The sequence below is a fragment of the Streptomyces sp. NPDC006655 genome (assembly GCF_040703965.1).
Taxonomy (GTDB): Bacteria; Actinomycetota; Actinomycetes; order Streptomycetales; family Streptomycetaceae; genus Streptomyces.
Window position 1 is genome coordinate 137,773 of sequence record NZ_JBEYJU010000006.1, and the last position, 19,894, is coordinate 157,666.

General features: G+C 72.6%; 13 protein-coding genes. 5 read left to right on the top strand and 8 right to left on the bottom strand.

Annotated elements, in window-relative coordinates:
* Positions 1-125 precede the first annotated feature (125 nt).
* A complete protein-coding gene (locus AB0958_RS05485; RefSeq protein WP_366889019.1) occupies positions 126-1,268 on the bottom strand; it encodes a serine hydrolase domain-containing protein in 1,143 nt (380 codons plus the stop codon).
* 61 nt (positions 1,269-1,329) lie between these two features.
* Positions 1,330-1,548 carry a hypothetical protein gene (locus AB0958_RS05490; RefSeq protein WP_366888978.1) on the bottom strand — a complete coding sequence of 73 codons (219 nt, stop codon included), beginning with the start codon at positions 1,546-1,548 and terminating at the stop codon, positions 1,330-1,332.
* Between the two features lie 246 nt (positions 1,549-1,794).
* On the opposite strand from AB0958_RS05490, the gene AB0958_RS05495 reads away from it, so the two are divergent.
* Both AB0958_RS05495 and AB0958_RS05500 read left to right on the top strand, forming a co-directional pair.
* Complete coding sequence (locus AB0958_RS05495; protein ID WP_366888979.1) at positions 1,795-4,062, top strand: ATP-binding SpoIIE family protein phosphatase; 2,268 nt, start codon at positions 1,795-1,797, stop codon at positions 4,060-4,062.
* Positions 4,063-4,203: 141 nt separating this feature from the next.
* Positions 4,204-4,548: a hypothetical protein gene (locus tag AB0958_RS05500; RefSeq protein ID WP_366888980.1), complete on the top strand. Its 345-nt coding sequence runs from the start codon at positions 4,204-4,206 to the stop codon at positions 4,546-4,548.
* A gap of 94 nt (positions 4,549-4,642) precedes the next feature.
* On the opposite strand, the gene AB0958_RS05505 is transcribed toward AB0958_RS05500, so the two are convergent.
* Positions 4,643-6,094 (bottom strand): MFS transporter, encoded by a 1,452-nt coding sequence (locus AB0958_RS05505; protein WP_366888981.1) that lies wholly within the window; start codon positions 6,092-6,094, stop codon positions 4,643-4,645.
* Between the two features lie 97 nt (positions 6,095-6,191).
* Here AB0958_RS05505 and dusB point away from each other — a divergent pair, with 97 nt between their 5' ends.
* Positions 6,192-7,334, top strand: a complete 1,143-nt coding sequence (gene dusB, locus AB0958_RS05510; RefSeq protein WP_366888982.1) for a tRNA dihydrouridine synthase DusB — start codon at positions 6,192-6,194, stop codon at positions 7,332-7,334.
* Between the two features lie 4 nt (positions 7,335-7,338).
* Here dusB and AB0958_RS05515 read toward each other — a convergent pair whose 3' ends face one another.
* From AB0958_RS05515 to AB0958_RS05525, 3 genes are all read right to left on the bottom strand, one after another.
* Complete coding sequence (locus AB0958_RS05515) at positions 7,339-9,354, bottom strand: CDP-alcohol phosphatidyltransferase (RefSeq protein WP_366889020.1); 2,016 nt, start codon at positions 9,352-9,354, stop codon at positions 7,339-7,341.
* A gap of 736 nt (positions 9,355-10,090) precedes the next feature.
* A complete protein-coding gene (locus tag AB0958_RS05520) occupies positions 10,091-12,028 on the bottom strand; it encodes a glycogen debranching N-terminal domain-containing protein (protein ID WP_366888983.1) in 1,938 nt (645 codons plus the stop codon).
* Positions 12,029-12,102: 74 nt separating this feature from the next.
* Positions 12,103-13,515, bottom strand: coding sequence for a hypothetical protein (locus AB0958_RS05525; protein ID WP_366888984.1), 1,413 nt, complete (start codon positions 13,513-13,515; stop codon positions 12,103-12,105).
* A gap of 120 nt (positions 13,516-13,635) precedes the next feature.
* Here AB0958_RS05525 and AB0958_RS05530 point away from each other — a divergent pair, with 120 nt between their 5' ends.
* Both AB0958_RS05530 and ppdK read left to right on the top strand, forming a co-directional pair.
* Complete coding sequence (locus AB0958_RS05530; RefSeq protein WP_366888985.1) at positions 13,636-14,856, top strand: ROK family protein; 1,221 nt, start codon at positions 13,636-13,638, stop codon at positions 14,854-14,856.
* 421 nt (positions 14,857-15,277) lie between these two features.
* Positions 15,278-17,998 (top strand): pyruvate, phosphate dikinase, encoded by a 2,721-nt coding sequence (gene ppdK, locus AB0958_RS05535; protein ID WP_366888986.1) that lies wholly within the window; start codon positions 15,278-15,280, stop codon positions 17,996-17,998.
* Positions 17,999-18,134: 136 nt separating this feature from the next.
* Here the strand turns inward: ppdK and AB0958_RS05540 are convergent, their stop codons facing one another.
* Both AB0958_RS05540 and AB0958_RS05545 read right to left on the bottom strand, forming a co-directional pair.
* Positions 18,135-18,836 (bottom strand): rhomboid family intramembrane serine protease, encoded by a 702-nt coding sequence (locus tag AB0958_RS05540; protein WP_366888987.1) that lies wholly within the window; start codon positions 18,834-18,836, stop codon positions 18,135-18,137.
* A 94-nt stretch (positions 18,837-18,930) separates the two neighbouring features.
* On the bottom strand, positions 18,931-19,863 hold the full coding sequence (locus AB0958_RS05545) for an aminoglycoside phosphotransferase family protein (RefSeq protein ID WP_366888988.1): 933 nt from the start codon (positions 19,861-19,863) through the stop codon (positions 18,931-18,933).
* Positions 19,864-19,894 lie beyond the last annotated feature (31 nt).

Here is a 19,894-nt window from a genome sequence, read left to right on the forward strand (position 1 = left end):
ACCCGAGCGCGTGCGGGAAGCGGCCGGGGGCCCCGCTGCGGTTCGGTAAAGTCCGCAGGTGAAAGGGGTCGTCCCGGCCGCCCGCCCGGTGCGCTCCGTGTCACCCGAATGCCGTAACGGCGGGCCTACGCCGTGACCCTCCAGAAGTCCCGCATCAGCGGGGTCGGCGCCGGGCTCGTCATCGCCGTCTGCGTCATCAGGACCGTGACCGTACCGGTGGCCGGGACGACGTGCGCGGTGGTGCCGGTGCCGCCGACCCAGCCGTAGCGGCCGGGCACCGACCAGGGGTCCGCCGGGGTGACGTCGACCTGGCCGCCGTACCCCCAGCCCTGGCCCGCCAGGAAGAGGGTGGCGGCGTCGCGCTGGGCCGCCGTGAGGTGATTGGTGGTCATCCGGCTGACCGAGGTGGCGGAGAGCAGCCGGCGGCCGTCCGCGGTGGCGCCCGCGTTCAGCAGCAGCCGCCCGAAGGCCAGCCAGTCGTCCGCCGTGGAGACCAGGCCGCCGCCGCCCGACAGGAACCGCGGGACCCCGCCGAAGCCGCCGTCCGGGGTGTCCGCGAGGCGCAGGGTGCCGTCCTCGGCGCGGTGGTAGGACCAGGTGAAGCGGTGCCGCTTCGACGCCGGCACCTCGAACGCGGTGTCCCGCATGCCCAGCGGTTCGAAGAGCCGCTCCGCCAGGAAGTCGGCGAGCGTACGGCCCGACGCCCGGGCGACCAGGACGCCCTGGAGGTCGGACGAGGTGCCGTACAGCCAGGCCTCGCCCGGCTGGTGCAGCATGGGCACCTCGGCGAGCGTGCGCAGCCAGGACTCCGGGTCCGGCCACTGCCCGAAGGGGAGGTCGTACCGCTGCACCGCGGTCAGGGCCCGGACGGCGGGCAGCGAGAAGTCGTCGGGCATCCCCCAGCCGGCGCGGAAGCTCAGCAGGTCCTCGACGGTGACCGCGCGGGCGGCCGGCACCACGTCGTCGAGGGGCCCGGCGGGCGTCCGCACCACCACCGGCTTCGCCAGCTCGGGCAGCCACCGCTCCACCGGGTCGCCGAGCCCGACCAGGCCCTCGTCCACCAGCATCAGCACCGCCGCGGCGGTGATCGGCTTGGTGATCGACGCGATGCGGAAGATGGCGTCCCGCTCCATCGGGGCGGAGCCCTCGGCGTCCATGGACCCGACGGCCACGGCCTCGACGTCGTCGCCGCGGGCGACGAGCCCGACGGCTCCGGGAACGGCCCCGTCGTCGGCGTACCGGCGCAGGGTGGCGTGCAGCGGGGTCAGGGTCATCGGTCGTCCTTCCGGTGGGCGCGGTCCCGGGTACGACTGCCACACCGGCGAGAACTCATCGGGAGGGCTCGGCCCCCGCCGGGTCCACGGTGGCCTGGTGGGCCTCGGCCAGGTGCTCCTCGGCCTTCAGCCAGGGCAGGAACTGCGCGCGTCGGCGCCAGCCGCAGGTGGCGCACTGGATCGTGCGCTGCACACCCGTGCGCCGCACCCGGACCACGTGCTCCCGGCCGTGCTGGTCCCAGCGTCTGACCGTGCTCTCGTCGATCGGCGACATGACGCGAGTGTGCAGCAGGAGCAACATCAACGGGGGAATCCGCACCGGGTTTTACCGAGGACACCAGGTGTGTTCACGTGAACTGGGCGGGCGTACGGTGGGTGTTCCCGGGGTCACCCTCCGGTCGTGCCCCAACCACCGGATCATGAGCTGGACTTGGTGTACCGGTGGAAACCCTGGACACGGCATTGACCCTGGCTCAAGATGAAAGCGACCTTGTGAAGCGGCCACCGGCACGGAGAGGCGATGCTGCCGGATCCTCAACGTTTCCTGGCCGTTGCCGGCCGCCGGATCGCGCGCGCCGAGGGCGCGGCCCAGGCCGTCCGAGAGCTGTGCCGGGCGGTCGTCCCCGAGCTGGCGGACGGCGCGTTCGTCTACCTGGAGGACGGCCCGCAGGACCGGTCCGAGCCGCTGCGGCTGCTGCTGGACCAGGCGCCCGCCGAACTCGTCGGCGCCCTGGGCGGGGTGCCCCCGGACAGCGTGTCGGTGGCGCCCGACGGAGTGCTGGCCGGAATGCTGCGCTGCGGCAGGGCGCGCGCCGGCGACCCGGCCGTCGGTGACACCGCCGACGCGCTGCGCGAGCTGCTGGGCACGGCACCCCGGCTGCCGCAGGGCAACCGGGTCCTGCTCGCCCCGCTGCGCGCCCCCGACGCCGTGGTGGGCGTGGCGGTGCTCCTGCGGCGCCCGGACCGGGAGGACTTCGTGGAGGACGACATCGCCCTGGCCGACGCGCTGGCGGCGCAGACCGCGCTCGGGGTGCGGGAGGCCACCGTGATCCCGCAGGTGCGGCCCAGCACCGCGCTGAAGGCCCCGGACGAGGACCGCCTCCGCTACGTCGGCGCGGCCACCCGGCGGATCGCCCGCGGCTTCGACACCGACGAGATCGTGCTCGGCCTGTGCCGGGCCGCCGTACCCACGTACTCCGACGCGGCCCTCGTCTACCTGCGCGACCCGCTCCCGGTCGGCGACGAACGCCCCACCGGCCCCGCCGTGCTCCGGCTGCGCCGCACCGACCGGATCAAGGGCCCCGGCGCCGAGGGCCTGGTCTGGCCGGTCGAGACCGTGGGCGAGGAGCAGGACGACCTGGACGCCTCCGACTGGAGCGAGGTGGCGCCCGGCGGCGCCCTCGCCGAAGTGCTGCGCGGAGTCCGGCCGGTGTTCGCCGACAACACGCCGACCCGTGCCGCGCTCAGCGAACTCGTCGGTGAGGACAGCGCGTTGAACGGCTGGGCCGGCTCGCACGCGATCCTCGCCCCGCTGCGCGGCCGCCGCCGGGTCACCGGCGCGGTGGTCTTCCTGCGCCGCCCGGAACGCCCGGCGTTCGAACCCGCCGACCTGCTGGTCGCCGCCCAGCTGGCCACCCACACCGCGCTCGGCGTCGACAAGGCCGTGCTGTACAGCCGGGAGGCCTTCATCGCCGACCGGCTGCAGCGCGCCATGCTCCCGCACAGCCTGCCCCGGCCCACCGGTGTCCGGCTCGCGGTCCGCTACCTCCCCGCCGCCGAGACCGCACGCGTCGGCGGTGACTGGTACGACGCGATCCCGCTGCCCGGCAGCCGGGTGGCGCTGGTCGTCGGCGACGTCATGGGGCACTCGATGACCTCGGCCGCCGTCATGGGCCAGCTGCGCACCACCGCCCTCACCCTGGCCGGGCTCGACCTGCCCCCGCAGGAGGTCCTGCACCACCTCGACGAACAGGCCCAGCGCCTCGGCACCGACCGCATGGCGACCTGCCTCTACGTCGTCTACGACCCGGTGTCGCACCGCATGACGGTCGCCAACGCCGGCCACCCGCCGCCCATCCTGCTGCACCCCGGCGGCAAGACCGAGGTCCTCGCGGTGCCGCCGGGCGCCCCGATCGGCGTCGGCGGCATCGACTTCGAGGCGGTCGAGCTGGAGGCGCCCGTCGGCGCCACCCTGCTCCTGTACACCGACGGTCTGGTGGAGTCCCGGCTGCGCGACGTGTGGACCGGCATCGAGCAGCTGCGCGAGAAGCTGGCCGCCACCGCTCAGCTGACCGGCCCGGACCGGCCGCCGCCCCTGGAGGCGCTCTGCGACGAGGTGCTCGACATGCTCGGCCCGGGCGACCGCGACGACGACATCGCGCTGCTCGCCGCCCGCTTCGACGGCATCGCGCCCAGCGACGTGGCCTACTGGACTCTGGAGCCGGAGAACTCCGCCCCGGGCCGGGCCCGCCGGCTCACCCGGCAGGCGCTGGCCGCGTGGGACCTGGAAGAGCTCAGCGACACCGCCGAGCTGCTGGTCAGCGAGATCGTCACCAACGCCGTACGGCACGCCACCCGGCCGATCGGCCTGCGGTTGTTGCGCACCGAGGTGCTGCGCTGCGAGGTCGGCGACGACGTGCCGCAGCTGCCCCGGCTGCGCCGGGCCACGCCCGACGAGGAGCACGGCCGCGGCCTGTACCTGGTGAACCGGCTGGCCAGACGCTGGGGCACGACCCGGCTGGGCACCGGCAAGAACGTGTGGTTCGAACTGGGCGGACCCGCGAACTGAGGACGGCCGGGGCCGCGCGGGCCAAGGCGGCCCGGCGGGCGTCCCGCACAGGGTTGAGTACGGGTACTCAGGACAAGGCACGGCTGTTCGAACCATCATGCGGACAGGGGACGGAACACCACGACCACAGGGGGGCGACCGATGGGACCTGGCCTTGTCCGCACGCTCGTACGGCTGACGCTCGGCAACCGGGTGTCGGTGGCCTACCTCGCCCTGGTCGCGTTCGTCATCGCCAAGGCCGCGCTGGACCCCGTCGTCACCCAGGACACGGATCCCGCCTCGGCCTGGCTCTGGCCGCCCCTGGTCACCTTCCCCGCGTTCCTGCTCGTCGGGGCGCTGGGCCGGGCCGCCTGGGGCCCCGCGGGGACGCCGGACTGGTTCTTCGTCACCATGGTCGTGGTGTCCGCCCTGCTCCAGGCCCTGGCCCTGGGCACCCTCCACCAGCTGGTCCGGACCCGCCACCAGCGCATGACCAGCTCCTGCTGACGGTCACGCCGGCCGAGCTGCACCGGCCCGGCGCCCCCGCCCGCGAGGGCGCGGTCGGCAGGGGCAGGGGCAGCCAGGGCCCTTCTGATGGACCCTAGACCCGGCCCCCGGCGCCCACCACCTGGCGGATCTCCGCCGACTCCAGGCGCTGCGCGGTGCGCTCGGCGGTGCCGCGGGCCCAGCGGCCGTTGGTCAGCGCCCCCAGGACCAGGACCGCGACGCCGCAGGCGGCGAGGATCCACCAGCCGGGCCGGGCGGCGGTCACGAAGGACCGGTGGTACGACGACGAGCCGATCCCCGACGCCAGCACCGCGCCGACGACCGCCACGCCCAGGGTCTGGCCCAGCTGCCTGCTGGTGGAGGCGATCGCCGCCGCGACCCCCGCCTGCGACCTCGGCATCCCGGAGACCGCGGTGTTGGTGATCGGGGCGTTCACGAAGCCGAAGCCGATGCCGAACAGGACATAGCCGGCGAAGAGGGTGGTGTCCGAGGTCTCCGCCTCGAAGGCCGCGAACAGCACCGCGCTCGCCGTCATCGCCACCCCGGCGATCACCAGCGGCAGACGCGGCCCGCGGCCGCCCACCAGGCGTCCCGCCAGCGGCGCGCACAGGAACATCGGCACCGCCATCGGCAGCATCCACAGGCCCGCGTGCAGGGCGTCGAGACCGCGCACGTTCTGCAGGTACAGCGTGGACAGGAACAGGAAGCCGCCGAGCGACGCGAACGCGCTGATCGCGATCACCGTGGCGCCGCTGAACGGCACCGAACGGAAGAAGCGCAGGTCGATGAGGGGCTGGTCACGCCGCGGCTCGTACCAGAGCAGTCCGAGCAGGGCGGCCAGGGCCACCACGGCGAACGGGACCACCGTGGCCGCGCTCGCCGTCGGCGCCTCGATGATCGAGTACGTCAGCGAACCGAACAGCGCGATGACCAGCACCTGGCCGACCGGGTCGGGACGGCGGGCCTTCGGCGCCCGGGACTCCGGTACGAAGCGCAGGGTCAGCAGCAGTGCCGCCAGGCCCACCGGGAGGTTGACCCAGAAGATCGCGCGCCAGCCGACCGACTCCACCAGCAGGCCGCCGACCAGCGGTCCCGCGGCCATGGATATGCCGACCACCGCACCCCACACGCCGATCGCCCGGGCCCGCTCACGCGGGTCGGTGAAGGTGTTGGTGATGATCGACATGGCGACGGGGTTCAGCATCGAGCCACCCACCGCCTGCACCATGCGGAATGCGATCAGCGACTCCAGGTTCGGCGCGAGCGAGCACAGCAGCGAGCCGAGGGAGAAGACCACGAGTCCGGTCATGAAGACCTTCTTGCGGCCGACCCGGTCGCCGGTGGAACCGGCGAGCATCAGCAGCGAGGCCAGGACCAGGGTGTACGCGTCGATCGTCCACTGAAGTCCGGCCGTGGAGGCGTGCAGCTCGCGCTGCATGGACGGCAGGCCGACGTTGAGAGCGGTGGTGTCGAGACTCACGATCAGCAGGCTCATGCAGCAGATCGCGAGCACGAGCATGCGGCGGCGGGGGCTCAGCTCGGGCATGGCGTCATCCTACGCCGGTTTCGATAGTGCGTCTAACTAATGACCGCTACATGATCGTGGCGTCCGGGCACCGTGCGCCGTACGCGACAATGGGGGAATGCCCGAGCCCACGTCGCCCCTGCAGATCGGCCCCCACACGGTTCAGCCGCCGGTCGTCCTGGCCCCCATGGCCGGGATCACCAACGCCCCCTTCCGCACCCTGTGCCGAGAGTTCAGCGGGGGCAAGGGGCTGTTCGTCAGCGAGATGATCACGACCCGGGCCCTGGTCGAGCGCAACGAGAAGACCATGCAGCTGATCCGTTTCGACGCGACCGAGAAGCCGCGCTCGATCCAGCTGTACGGCGTCGACCCGGCCACCGTCGGCAAGGCCGTCCGCATGATCGCGGAGGAGGACCTGGCCGACCACATCGACCTGAACTTCGGCTGCCCGGTCCCGAAGGTGACGCGCAAGGGCGGCGGCTCGGCCCTCCCGTACAAGCGCAACCTGCTCCGCGCGATCCTCCGCGAGGCGGTGAGCGGCGCCGGGGACCTGCCCGTCACGATGAAGATGCGCAAGGGCATCGACGACGACCACATCACCTACCTCGACGCCGGCCGGATCGCCGTCGAGGAGGGCGTCACCTCGATCGCGCTGCACGGCCGCACCGCCGCCCAGCACTACGGCGGCACCGCCGACTGGGAGGCCGTCGCCCGCCTCAAGGAACACGTCCCGGAGATCCCGGTGCTCGGCAACGGCGACATCTGGTCGGCCGAGGACGCGCTGCGGATGGTGCGGGAGACCGGCTGCGACGGGGTCGTGGTCGGGCGCGGGTGCCTGGGCAGGCCGTGGCTGTTCGCGGACCTGGTGGCGGCGTTCGAGGGGCGGCACGAGGACATCGCCCGGCCGTCCCTGCGCCAGGTCGCCGACGTCATGGTCCGGCACGCCGGGCTGCTCGGCGAGTGGCTCGGCGACGAGTCCAAGGGCGTCGTCGACTTCCGCAAGCACGTCGCCTGGTACCTCAAGGGCTTCGCGGTCGGCAGCGAGATGCGCAGGCGTCTGGCCGTCACCTCCTCCCTGGCGGAACTCCGCGAGGGCCTCGACGAACTGGACCTCGACCAGCCCTGGCCCGTGGGCGCCGACGGACCCCGCGGCCGTACGTCCGGCAACAACCGGGTGGTGCTGCCGGACGGCTGGCTGAAGGACCCCTACGACTGCGCCGGGATCACCGAGGACGCCGAACTGGACACCTCGGGCGGCTGAGCGCTCAGTTCGTCTTCGGGTGCGGGGTGGAGCCGAACGCGGTCAGGAACCTGTCGCGGAAAGCGCTCATCTTCCACACCGGGGCGTCGTGCGCCGGGCGCAGACCGTCGGTCCAGTTCCAGGAGCCGATCGCGTCGAGGACCTTCGGGTCCTTGGCGACGATGGAGATCGGCACGTCACGGCTGGCGTGGTTGCCGCTGACCCGGGCGATCGGCTGGTGGTCGCCGAGGAAGACCAGGACCGTGTCGTCGTTGCCGTAGCGCTGTAGCCACTGGGTGAGCGCGGTCACCGAGTACTGGACCGACTTGCCGTACTCCTGGCGGGACCTGGTGGTGTCGGCGATGACGTCGGACGCCTTGTTGCCGGCCTTCTGGATGGCGTCGAAGACCGAGCCGTCGCCCAGTTCGTCCCATGGCACCATCTTCGGGATCGGCGCCCACGGCTGGTGGCTGGAGGTCAGGATCAGCAGCGACATCCGGGACTTGCCGCCGGCCGGCTTCCTGCTGTGCACCCGGTCCTGGAACTGCTGGAGCGCGTACTGGTCGGGCATCGTCGACCAGCTGAACTTCGGCCCCTTGTAGCCGAGCTGGAAGGCGTTGTAGACCTTGCCGAGGCCGTAGAAGCTCTGCTCCGGCCAGCCCTTCTGGATACCCGGCATCACACCGACGGTGTCGAAGTCACCGGTCTTCTCGAACGCCTTGGTCAGGCTCAGGTGGTCGCTGGCCATGACCGTCCGGTACCGCTGCTGGTTGCTGACCCACAGTCCGGACATGGTGGTGGAGTGTCCCAGCCAGCTGCTGCCGCCGTACGTCGCCGACGTCAGCCAGCCGCTCTTCGCGGCGTAACCGGCCTTCTTCAGCATCGCCGTCTGCGCGTCCAGCGTCCTGTCGACACCGGGTGCCTCGATCGGGTCCTCGATGGCGCTGCGCCCGTAGCTCTCGATGAACGTGAAGACCACGTCCTTGCCGCGCAGCGCCGGCACCAGCTGGTCGCCCGGGGTGTTGCCGAAGGCGTCGACCTTGGCGACCTTGCGGAACTCGGCCTCGTCCTTCAGCGTCAGCTGCACGGTGCGCACCTGCGTCTTCAGCACCGCGGTCGCCTTCTGCGCGGCGAGCGGCGAGCCGGCGACCGACAGGCCGAGCGCGTTGCAGGTGATCCACACCGTGCCGACGATCAGTGTCCCCCGGGTGGCCTTCGTCCGGACCCGGGCGAGCTGGTCGGAGACCCGTACGGTGGCCAGCGCGACGATCCCGATCAGCAGGAAGACCAGCAGCACCGCGCCGACGGTGATCGCCAGCTCGACGGTGCCGCCGAGGGTGTCCTTCAGGTAGCCGCGGGCGTCGGGCAGCAGGGACCAGTCCAGGATGATGTTGAAGGGACGGCCCAGGTAGTCGACGAACCCCATGTTGAAGAAGTCCACGATGGTCAGCGCACCGACCACCGCCCCGGCGACCGAGGCGAGCACCAGCCGGTAGCGCCGCGGCAGCGCCAGCAGCACCACCGCGCCCATGACCGCCTCGGCCGGGATCCGCACGAACGTGACCGGCTTCAGGCCGCTGAGCGTGTTGGGCATCAGCAGGCAGGCGTAGACGAGGAGGGCGGAGAGCACGGTGACGGTGACGGAGAGCACCCGTGCGGCAGAGGGGTGCTCCGCGCGCCACCGCTGCCATATCCGAGGCCGCCGAACCGGGGTACCTGCTTCGGGGGCGGCGCCGGGAGAGGTGGTGGGCGCCGCGTCGGGTGCGGCTCCGGTACGGGCGTGCGGGGCGGGTTGCGAAGGGGCCTCGGGCGACGCTCCGACAGCGGGCTCGGCCTCGTCACCGCTTTCGGAGGCGGGCTCGGGGGCGCCCTCGGAGGCTCCGGGCTCCGGCGCGACAGCGACTGCGTCCCGCGCCTCGGGGGCGCCCTCGGCCGACGCCCCGGAAGCAACTCCGGTACGCGCGTCCATCCCGACCTGTCCACCGGCCTCGGGGGCGCCCTCGGCCGACGCCCCGGAAGCAACTCCGGTACGCGCGTCCATCCCGACCTGTCCACCGGCCTCGGAGGCGCCCTCGGCCGCGGCCTCGTCACCGGCGCCGGCCGCGGCCTGGGCACCGGTCCTGGCCGCGGCCTCGTCACGGGTTCCGCCCGCGGGCTCGGGGACGGTCTCGCCGTCGGCCTCGGGGGTGGGCTTGGCAGTGGCCTCGCCGGCGGCGCTGGCCGTGGGCTCGGGAGTGGTCTTGCCGTCGGGCTCGGGAGTGGTCTTGCCGTCGGGCTCGGCGGTGGCCTCCGGCCTGGCCCCCCTCCTGGCCCCCCTCCTGGCCCCCCTCCTGGCTTCGGGCTCGGCTTCGCCGGCGGTCCTGGGGTCGGTCCGGTCCGAAGCGGCTTCGGTGGTGGTCTTCTCGGTCGCGGCCCTTGCTCCGGGGGCGGGGGTCGCGTGGTCCGCGGGCGCGTCCTCGCCCACGGCCCCGTGCTCGCCCGTGGGCGCCGCTTCGTGCGCGGTCTCCGTGTCCCCGGCGGCCACTGCGGTCCCCTCGGCCTGCTCGGCCTCGACCTCAGCCCCGGGCTCCCCGGCCGTGCTTGATGACTGGCGTGTGCTCGTGTGCTGAGGCAACCCGGAGGTCCTTCCGTGCGAGACCCGTGAGACGGAGAGGGCGGGTCAACGCTGGGGAGGCCTGGACCCGCCGACTTTCCGTACGGCTCGCAGAAGACCCCGGTTCAGGACCTTCGGCAAACACCGGGCAAACGCATACCGACCAACGCCCCGCACCGGCGCCCTACGCACCCCCCACCGCGGTCAACAGCGCCAACGGAGCCGCCGCCGACCGCGACTCCCGTGCGCACGCGTGCGGATAGGGCACCGGCTCCGGATGCGTCTGGCGCCCGTACCCGGCCAGCACCTCCGGCAGCCGGTGGCCGCCCGCGGTCGCCGCGTCCACCAGCCCGTGCGCCACGGTACGGGCCTCGTCGTGCATCCCGTACCGCGCCAGCCCCAGCGCGATCAGCGCGTTGTCGTGCGGCCACACCGACCCCCGGTGGTACGACAACGGGTGGTACGCCGGCTGCCCCGCGGCCAGCGTCCGCACCCCCCACCCGGAGAAGAAGTCCGGCTCCAGCAACCGCCGTCCGACCTGCTCCCCGTACTCCTTGTCGAGCAGCCCCGACCACAGCAGGTGCCCCGCGTCCGAGGCGAGCGCGTCGACCTGCCGCCCCTCCCCGTCCAGCGCGAGCGCGGGAAACCCGGCCTCCCGCATCCAGAAGTCCCGCTGGAACCGGTCCCGCAGGTCACCGGCCGCCTGTTCGAGGAGCGCCGCGTACGTCTCGTCGGCCCACACGGTCCGCGCCACCCACGCCGTCCGCCGCAACGCGTCGTACGCGTACCCCTGCGCGCCCGCCGCCATCACGGTCCCCACCGGCCGGCTGCCGTCGGCGGAGCAGATCGCGCCGGGGGAGTCCTTCCAGTTCTGGTTGGCGAGCCCGCCCTTGTCCGCGCGGTAGACGAGGTAGCCGAGCGAGGTCAGCCCGCCGTGGTCGAGCATCCAGCCGACGGCCGCGCGCGCGTGGCGCTCCAGCCGCCGGGCCGTCGCGAGGTCCCCGGTGCGTTCCACGTACGCGCCGAGCAGGATCAGGAAGAGCGGGGTCGCGTCGACGGACCCGTAGTAACGCCCGTACGGCACCTGCCCGAAGTGGGCCAGCTCCCCGTGCCGTACCTCGTGGACGATCTTCCCGGGCTGGGCCACGGGGTGCGCGCCGGTCTCGGTCGCCTGGGTGGCGGCGAGCGCCGGGAGGGTGGCGGCGGCCAGCTGCGGGCGGTAGGGGAGGGCGAAGAGGGAGGTGAGCAGGGCGTCGCGGCCGAGCAGGGTGAGGAACCAGGGGGCGCCCGCGGCGGGGACCCGGAGCTGCTCCCCGTCCGGTCCGGTGGCCGGCACCTGGAGCGTGGCGAGGTCGGCGAGGCCGCGGGCGCAGGCCGCTGCCAGCTCCGGCCAGCCGGTCGGGAAGGCCACGCCCTCCACGAACTCGCCCTCTTCGGCGAGCAGCTGCTCGTTGAGCGCGGCCGGGTCGCGGGGTACGCGCAGCGCCCGCCGGTCGCCGTGCGGGCGCCCGATCACCCGGACGACCAGCTCGGTCGTGCCGTACGGCGCCAGCTCCAGCGTCCACACCATCCGCCGGGCCCCGGTGCCGGTCTCCTCCACGCCGTCCGGCGCCGGGTCGGCCGTGATCGTCGTACAGGACCGCCATTCGCCCCGCCGGTAGCCGAACTCCATCCCGTCGTCGAGGATCTGACGGGAGCGCACCGCACCGGACTTGGTGTAGGTGCGGTGGTCGGCGCGGAGTTCGAACTGGTCGGTGAAGTCGGCGTCGGCGGTGATCGCGAGCCGGATCGTGGTGGGCACGGGGCGGTTGCTGGTGACCCGCAGCGACTCGACGAACGCGCCGTCCCCGACGGCCTGTTCCCGGAACAGCGTGTGCGCGGGCGGTTCCTGGCGGCCGCCGCGCGGCACCAGCACGCAGCGCGCGCCGTCCCCGTCGGCGACCGGGGTGAGCACCTCGGGCAGCGCCCCGTCGGCCGTCAGCTGCCAGCGGCTGAGGTGCCGGGCGTCCCGTACGAACAACCCGTCCGGGGAGCCGCCGCCCCGGACGCCGCTGATGTCGCCGTGGTCGTCCACAGCGGCGAAGGTCTCGCCGTGCACGAGCAGGTGATGCCGGTCCGTCATCCCCGGTCCCCTCCTTTGTCACCCAGGTCGAACGTGCCGCCCACGACGAAGACACGTCGTTTTGTCAGGTCTTGTCAATTTTTAGAATGTGTTGACTGTTTCAGGTGTTTCGCGTGCTTCGTGCTGTGGTGCAGGTCGAGGGCGAGTGCCGCCGTCCAGCTGAAGCCGGTCGCGCCGCACGCCTCGCCGGTGCCCGGGTCGACGTACTCGGCGAACCCGCTCGCGCCGGCGGTCCCCACGAGCGCCTCGGCGAGCGCGTCCGCCCGCTCCAGCTCGCCGTGTTCGCGCAGCCCCCGCTCCAGCAGCCAGCCGGTGTTGAACCAGGCGGGCCCGCGCCAGTAGCGGTGCGGGTCGAAGGCCTCGCCGAGCAGGTCGTAGCTGGGGACCAGACGGGTGGCGGTGCCGAAGTGCGGGCCGGTCAGGGTCCGTACCAGCGCGGCGGCGGTCTCGGCCGGCAGCTCGGGCAGGAGCAGCGGGACCAGCCCGGAGACCGAGCGCTCGGGGATCAGGCCGCCGTCGCCCCGCAGGTCCCGGCAGAGGAAGATCTCCCGCTCCGGGTCCCACAGCCGGTCCACCAGCGCCGCCGTCAGCCGCTCGGCCCGCGCGTGCCGTGCCGTGCCGGTCGCCCCCAGCTCCCGCGCGATGCGGGCGAGGGCGTGCTCGGAGGCGACGAGCAGCGCGTTGAACGCGGGGTCCTCGACGGCGAACTCCCGCCCGTGGTCCGCGTACCCGGCGTCCCGGTAGTCGGCCGCGAGCCGCACGTACCGCCCGTAGTCCAGGTCCGTCGGCCGGTCCTCGGGGGCGCCGTGGTCCAGGTCGGCCCGGCGGAAGGAGCGCGCCGGGGCCGGGACGACGCGGGAGAGGGGGGCGTCCCAGCAGGGGCTGTTGTCCATCCCCTGCTCCCAGGGGTGGACGACCGAAACCAGCCCGCCGCCGCCCAGGTCGCGCCGGTGCAGCAGATAGCGGTGCCAGGCGGCGAGTCGCGGGTAGGCACCGGCCAGGAAGCCGCGCGCCCGGGACAGGCCCGGGTCGGCCAGGTGCACCAGCCAGACGGCCAGCGCGTGCACGGGTGGCTGCACGATCCCGGAGGTCTGTACGGTGCGCGGGGCGCCCGCGGCGCGGCCCGCGGTCGAGGAGCGCCAGAAGTCCGGGCTCGGGAAGTACGCGTCGAGGGGTACGGAGGGGTTGAACACGATGTGCGGGATCCGCCCGTCGGCCCACTGGGCGGCCAGCAGCGTCTCCAGCTCCGTCTGCGCGCGCAGCGGCGACAGGTGCCGCAGCCCGATCGCCACGAACGCCGAGTCCCAGGACCACTGGTGCGGATACAGCCGCCGGGAGGGCACGGTCGAGGTGCCGGTCCAGTTCGCGTCGAGCACCCGCGCGGCCGTGACGTGCAGGGACGCCGGGCCGTTCGGCAGCGTGGACGGTGGATCGTATGCGATCTCGTGAGCTGGCGCAGAGGCGGTGAGCTGGGCAGTGCGATCCACTCGGGACTCCCCGAAGACGTCCGGCCGACCGGGTTTGGCTGTGGCTACCGTAGGGTTACGTCTATTTAACACGCAAAACTCAATATGTAATGCAAGCTTGAGAAACACAAGGGGGTGCGCATGACCGGACGTCCGGGGAGAACCGGCAGGGGCGGCGGGCAGGCGAACGCGGGCGAACTGCTCGAACTGGTGCGCAGTGGACGGGCCGTGACGCGCGGTGCGCTCCAGCAGGCGACCGGACTCTCCCGTGCGACCGTCGGTCAGCGCCTGGACCGGCTGTTCCGCGCGGGCTGGCTGCGCGAGGGCGCCGGCGGCCCGGTCGGCTCGCCGCTCGGCGGACGCCCCTCCATCACCCTCGAGTTCGACGACTCCCACGCGGTGGTGCTCGCCGCCGACCTGGAGACGCGGCACGCCCGGGCCGCGGTGCTCTCGCTGAGCGGCGAGATCCTCGCGGAGCACTCCGGCACCCTGGTCATCCAGGAGGGACCGGAGGCGGTGCTTCCCGAACTCGGCCGCTGGTTGGCCGAGTTGCTGACGAAGACCGGTCACCGCGCGGACGAGGTCTGCGGGATCGGCCTCGCGGTACCGGGTCCCGTCGACATGGACACCGGCCGGGTCGTACAGCCCCCGATCATGCCGGGCTGGGACGGCTACGACATACGGGGGCGGCTGGCCAGGGCGTTCACGGAACACACCGGCGCGCCCGCGGTCCCGGTCGTGGTGGACAACGACGCGAACCTGATGGCGTACGGCGAGCAGCGCACCGGACACCCCGACTGCTCGGCGTTCGTCCTGGTGAAGGTCTCGACCGGCATCGGTGCCGGGGTCGTGGTCGACGGCGCCGTCTTCCGGGGCGTCGACGGCGGCGCCGGGGACATCGGCCACATCCGGGTGGGCGCCGAGGCGCAGTGCCGCTGCGGTTCGTACGGCTGCCTCGCCGCCGTCGCCAGCGGTGGCGCGGTGGCCCGGCGGCTGACGGAGGCGGGGGTGCCGGCGGCCTCGGGCTCGGACGTGCGGGATCTGCTCGCCGCGGGCCATCCGCAGGCGGCTGCGCTGGCGCGGGAGGCCGGCCGCCGGGTCGGGGACGTGCTGGCGACGGTCGTCACCCTGCTCAACCCCGGGGTGCTGATGATCGCCGGGGACCTGGCGGGCACCCCGTTCCTCACCGGTGTGCGGGAGCTGCTGTACCAGCGCGCGCTGCCCCGCTCCACCGCCCACCTGGACGTCGTCACCTCGCGACTGGACGAGCGGGCGGCGCTGGTCGGTGCCGGGCTGCTGGTCGTGGCGCAGCTGTACGCGCCGGAGCGGGTCGAGGAGCGGCTGCTGGCGCTGGGCGTGTGACCGGCGCGTGTGACCGGTGCGTTTCCGTCCCGTTCCGCTGTCCGCATGGTGAACCCGGGCGGTATGTGGCAGCGTGATTCTCGCCACCCTTGATAAGGGTTGCGCTCAGATGAGCGGATCATGGGCGACTGCACTTCTCCAAGGGGTGGCACTGGGTGCCACCCCTTGATCGTTCATCGATCGAAATCAGACGTGCGGGATGGTCGCTCAGATGAGCGAAATCGTGCGGCGATGCGCGATGATGTGTTCAAGAACTGAAAACACAACCGGACTACGGCTTGCCAAGCTTTGACTTTCAATCCACTGGCGGACGACCGGTTACGGGCGCATGACACGCGAGTAGACGTACCCAGACGCCTTCGATCTGGGTATGTTCCTCGCCGTCAGGGCAGCCACCGCGTCCTCGAGGGAGTCGAGACCCGTGTCGGAAAACAAAGAACCCCACGTAGCGAAGTTCGTCTACGACTTCACCGAGGGAAACAAGGACCTCAAGGACCTCCTGGGTGGCAAGGGCGCGAACCTCGCCGAGATGACGAACCTGGGACTCCCCGTTCCCCCCGGCTTCACCATCACGACGGAGGCCTGCAAGGTCTACCTCGACAGCGGCGCGGAGCCCGCGGCACTGCGTGACGAGGTGAGTGCGCACCTCGACGCCCTCGAAAGCCGGATGGGCAAGAAGCTCGGCCAGGCCGACAACCCCCTGCTCGTCTCGGTCCGCTCCGGCGCCAAGTTCTCCATGCCCGGCATGATGGACACGGTCCTGAACATCGGCCTCTCCGACAAGTCGGTCCAGGGCCTGGCCAAGCAGGCCGGCGACGACCGCTTCGCCTGGGACTCCTACCGCCGCCTCATCCAGATGTTCGGCAAGACGGTCCTCGGCGTCGACGGCGAGCTGTTCGAGGAGGCCCTCGACGCGGCCAAGGACGCCAAGAAGGTCACCGTCGACACGGACCTGGAGGCGGCCGACCTCAAGAAGCTGGTCACCAGCTTCAAGAAGATCGTCAAGGCCCAGGCCGGCCGGGACTTCCCGCAGGACCCCCGTGAGCAGATGGACCTCGCCATCAAGGCGGTCTTCGAGTCCTGGAACACCGACCGCGCCAAGCTCTACCGCCGCCAGGAGCGCATCCCCGGCGACCTCGGCACCGCCGTCAACGTCTGCTCGATGGTCTTCGGCAACCTGGGCCCCGACTCCGGCACCGGCGTCGCCTTCACCCGCGACCCCGCCTCGGGACACCAGGGCGTCTACGGCGACTACCTCCAGAACGCCCAGGGCGAGGACGTGGTCGCGGGCATCCGCAACACGGTCCCGCTCGCGGAGCTGGAGCAGATCGACAAGAAGTCGTACGACCAGCTGATGCAGATCATGGAGACGCTGGAGAACCACTACAAGGACCTCTGCGACATCGAGTTCACCATCGAGCGCGGTCAGCTGTGGATGCTCCAGACCCGGGTCGGCAAGCGCACCGCGGGCGCGGCCTTCCGGATCGCCACCCAGCTCGTCGACCAGGGCCTGATCGACGAGACCGAGGCCCTCCAGCGCGTCACCGGCGCCCAGCTCGCCCAGCTGATGTTCCCGCGCTTCGACGACCAGGCCAAGGCCCAGCAGGTCGGCCGGGGCATCGCGGCCTCGCCGGGCGCGGCGGTCGGCAAGGCGGTCTTCGACTCGTACACCGCGGTGAAGTGGTCCCGCTCGGGCGAGAAGGTCATCCTGGTCCGCCGCGAGACCAACCCCGACGACCTCGACGGCATGATCGCGGCGGAGGGCATCCTCACCTCCCGGGGCGGCAAGACCTCCCACGCGGCCGTGGTCGCCCGTGGCATGGGCAAGACGTGCGTGTGCGGCGCGGAGGACCTCGAAGTCGACACCAAGCGGCGCCGGATGACGGTCCCGGGCGGGCACGTGGTCGAGGAGGGCGACGTCATCTCCATCGACGGCTCCTCCGGCAAGGTCTACCTGGGCGAGGTCCCGGTGGTCCCGTCCCCGGTCGTGGAGTACTTCGAGGGCCGGATGCACGCGGGCGCCCAGGACGCCGACGAACTCGTCGAGGCCGTCCACCGCATCATGGCCTTCGCCGACCGCAAGCGCCGGCTGCGGGTGCGCGCCAACGCCGACAACGCCGAGGACGCGCTGCGCGCCCGCCGCTTCGGCGCCCAGGGCATCGGCCTGTGCCGCACCGAGCACATGTTCCTCGGCGACCGCCGCGAGCTGGTGGAACGCCTCATCCTGGCGGACACCCAGGAGGACCGCGAGGAGGCCCTGCGCGCCCTGCTCCCGCTCCAGAAGAAGGACTTCGTCGAACTCTTCTCGGCGATGGACGGTCTGCCGGTGACGGTCCGCCTCCTCGACCCGCCGCTGCACGAGTTCCTCCCGGACATCACGGAACTCTCGGTCCGCGTGGCCCTCGCGGAGTCCCGCCAGGAACCCCACGAGAACGAACTGCGCCTTCTCCAGGCCGTCCACCGCCTGCACGAGCAGAACCCGATGCTGGGCCTGCGCGGCGTCCGCCTCGGCCTCGTCATCCCCGGCCTGTTCACCATGCAGGTCCGCGCCATCGCCGAGGCCGCCGCCGAACGCAAGAACGCCAAGGGCGACCCCCGTGCGGAGATCATGATCCCGCTGGTCGGCACGGTCCAGGAACTGGAGATCGTCCGCGAGGAGGCCGACCAGGTCATCGCGGAGGTCGAGGCGGCGACCGGCACCAGCCTCAAGCTGTCCATCGGCACGATGATCGAGCTGCCGCGGGCGGCCCTGACGGCCGGTCAGATCGCCGAGGCGGCGCAGTTCTTCTCCTTCGGCACCAACGACCTGACGCAGACGGTCTGGGGCTTCAGCCGCGACGACGTGGAGGCCTCCTTCTTCACCGCGTACCTGGAGAAGGGCATCTTCGGGGTGTCCCCCTTCGAGACGATCGACCGGGACGGCGTGGGCTCCCTGGTCGCGGCGGCGGCCAAGGCCGGCCGCGCCACCCGCCCCGACCTCAAGCTGGGCGTCTGCGGCGAGCACGGCGGCGACCCGGAGTCCGTCCACTTCTTCCACGAGGTGGGCCTCGACTACGTCTCCTGCTCCCCGTTCCGCATCCCGGTGGCCCGCCTGGAGGCCGGCCGGGCGGCGACCCAGTCGGAGGGCAGCGACCACCGCTGAGGCCGCACGGCCTCCCACGAACCCCGGGTCCGCCGTCCGTCCCCGACCCTCAAGACCGATGGACGGCGGCCCCGGCACACAAAAGAGGGGCGGCACCCTGTGCGGGGGGCGCCGCCCCTCGGTGCGTTCACGGTCCTCAGAGCAGGCCGTGGTCGTCCAGTTCCTTGAGGAGGGCGGCGCGGGTGGGGTCGCCGGTGCCGGGCGGGGTGGGGGTGGCGGCGTCCGCGGGTGCCGTCCGCATCCGGCGGTCCCGGAAGAGCCAGGCCCCGGCCAGACCGCCGAGCAGCCCGCCGAGGTGGCCGAGCCAGCTCACACCCGGGGTGCCGGGTACGGCCACGGTGAGGAGGTAGGCGAAGGAGGCGCCCATGACGACCCCCACCAGCGTGTCGATCAGGTGCCGGTCGAAGAGTCCGCGTACGACGACGTAGCCGAAGTACCCGAAGATCAGGCCGCTGGCGCCGACCGTCGCCACGTCGCCCCGCTCGAAGAACCAGACCACGGCGCCACTGCTGACGGCGATCAGCAGAGTCAGCGCGAGGAACCGCAGCACGCCCCGGTAGGCGGCGAGGAAGCCGAAGACGAACAGCGGGCCGGAGTTGCTCTCGATGTGCGCCCAGCTCCAGTGCAGCAGCGGGGCGACCAGGATGTCGGGCAGCGTGCCGAGGTCGCCGGAGACCACCGCGTAGTCCCTGGAGAGGGCGTAGTGGTCGGCGAAGTTCGCCAGTTGCACCAGCCAGACGGTCACGAGCAGCCCGAACATCACGAAGAACGCCTTCCGCGCCTCCGCGACCATCTGCTCGGGGCTGTCGAACCCCCGCACACCTTCCCCTGCACCCACGCCGGCCTCCCCCTGCATCGCATTCCCACCCACTCCGGCGCACTCTACGACAGCCCGCCGCACCGTCACCCGGGCCCGTGCGGGCGGGTGGGGGTCAGCTGGTCAGTGAGGTGGCCAGCTCGTCGGTGAAGCGGGTGATGTGGGTCAGGTGTGGGCCGTCGCGGGCGATGCGGAAGCCGTGGCGGCGGGCCCAGAAGGCCGCCTGCACGGCGTGCAACTGGGCCCAGCGGCGGACTCGTTCGCGGTCGAGTTCGGCTGCTTCGGCGAAGACGTCGAGGAGCCGGTGGGCGGCCCTGCGCAGGTCGCCGGTCCGCATGAGGCTCAGGGCGCGGGACTTCAGGAGTGTGCCGGCGTCGTAGGCGGGGTCTCCGGCCCAGCCCTTCGGGTCGACGGCCAGCCAGGGTTCGCGATCCCCCCGGAGGATGTTGCGCGCGTGCAGGTCGCCGTGGACGAGGGTGTCCGGCTGGGCGCGGCCCAGTTCGCGGGTGGTCGCGACGGCCGCATCCAGCACCCGCGGCGGCAGCCCGTGCGCCAGCTCGGCGGCGTCCCGCCGCAACTCCCTCTCCCAGGTCCCGGCCCGGTCCCGCAGACGTGGCAGCGCCGCCGGTGCCGGGACGGCCAGGCGGTGGTTCAGACGGCCCGCGATCGCCACCACCGTCTCGTCGTCGGACTCCAGCGCCGCCAGCGTCGTCATGTGGGCCCGCTCCAGCAGGAGCGCGAAACGGGCGTCGTCCCGTCCGTGCAGGAGGACCGCTCCGCGGCCCCGCCAGGCCTCGAAGGCGTCCGGTTCGTGGACGTTGCCGGGATGCGGGAAGGACACCTTGACGACGGACCGCCTGCCGGACGGCCGCTCCCGTACCGGGACGACCACTCCGACGCCCCCGTGCGTCACCTCGCCGTCCGGCTCGCAGTCCCAGCTCTCCAGCAAGCCCGCGACGATGGAAGGGAGTTCGGCGATCCACGCCGCCCCGCGGTCGCCCTCGCGGCCGACCGTGTCACGTACCAGCCCCTCCGGAACAGCGATCATCCCGGCACCCTACGCGTCATCCCCGCATCGC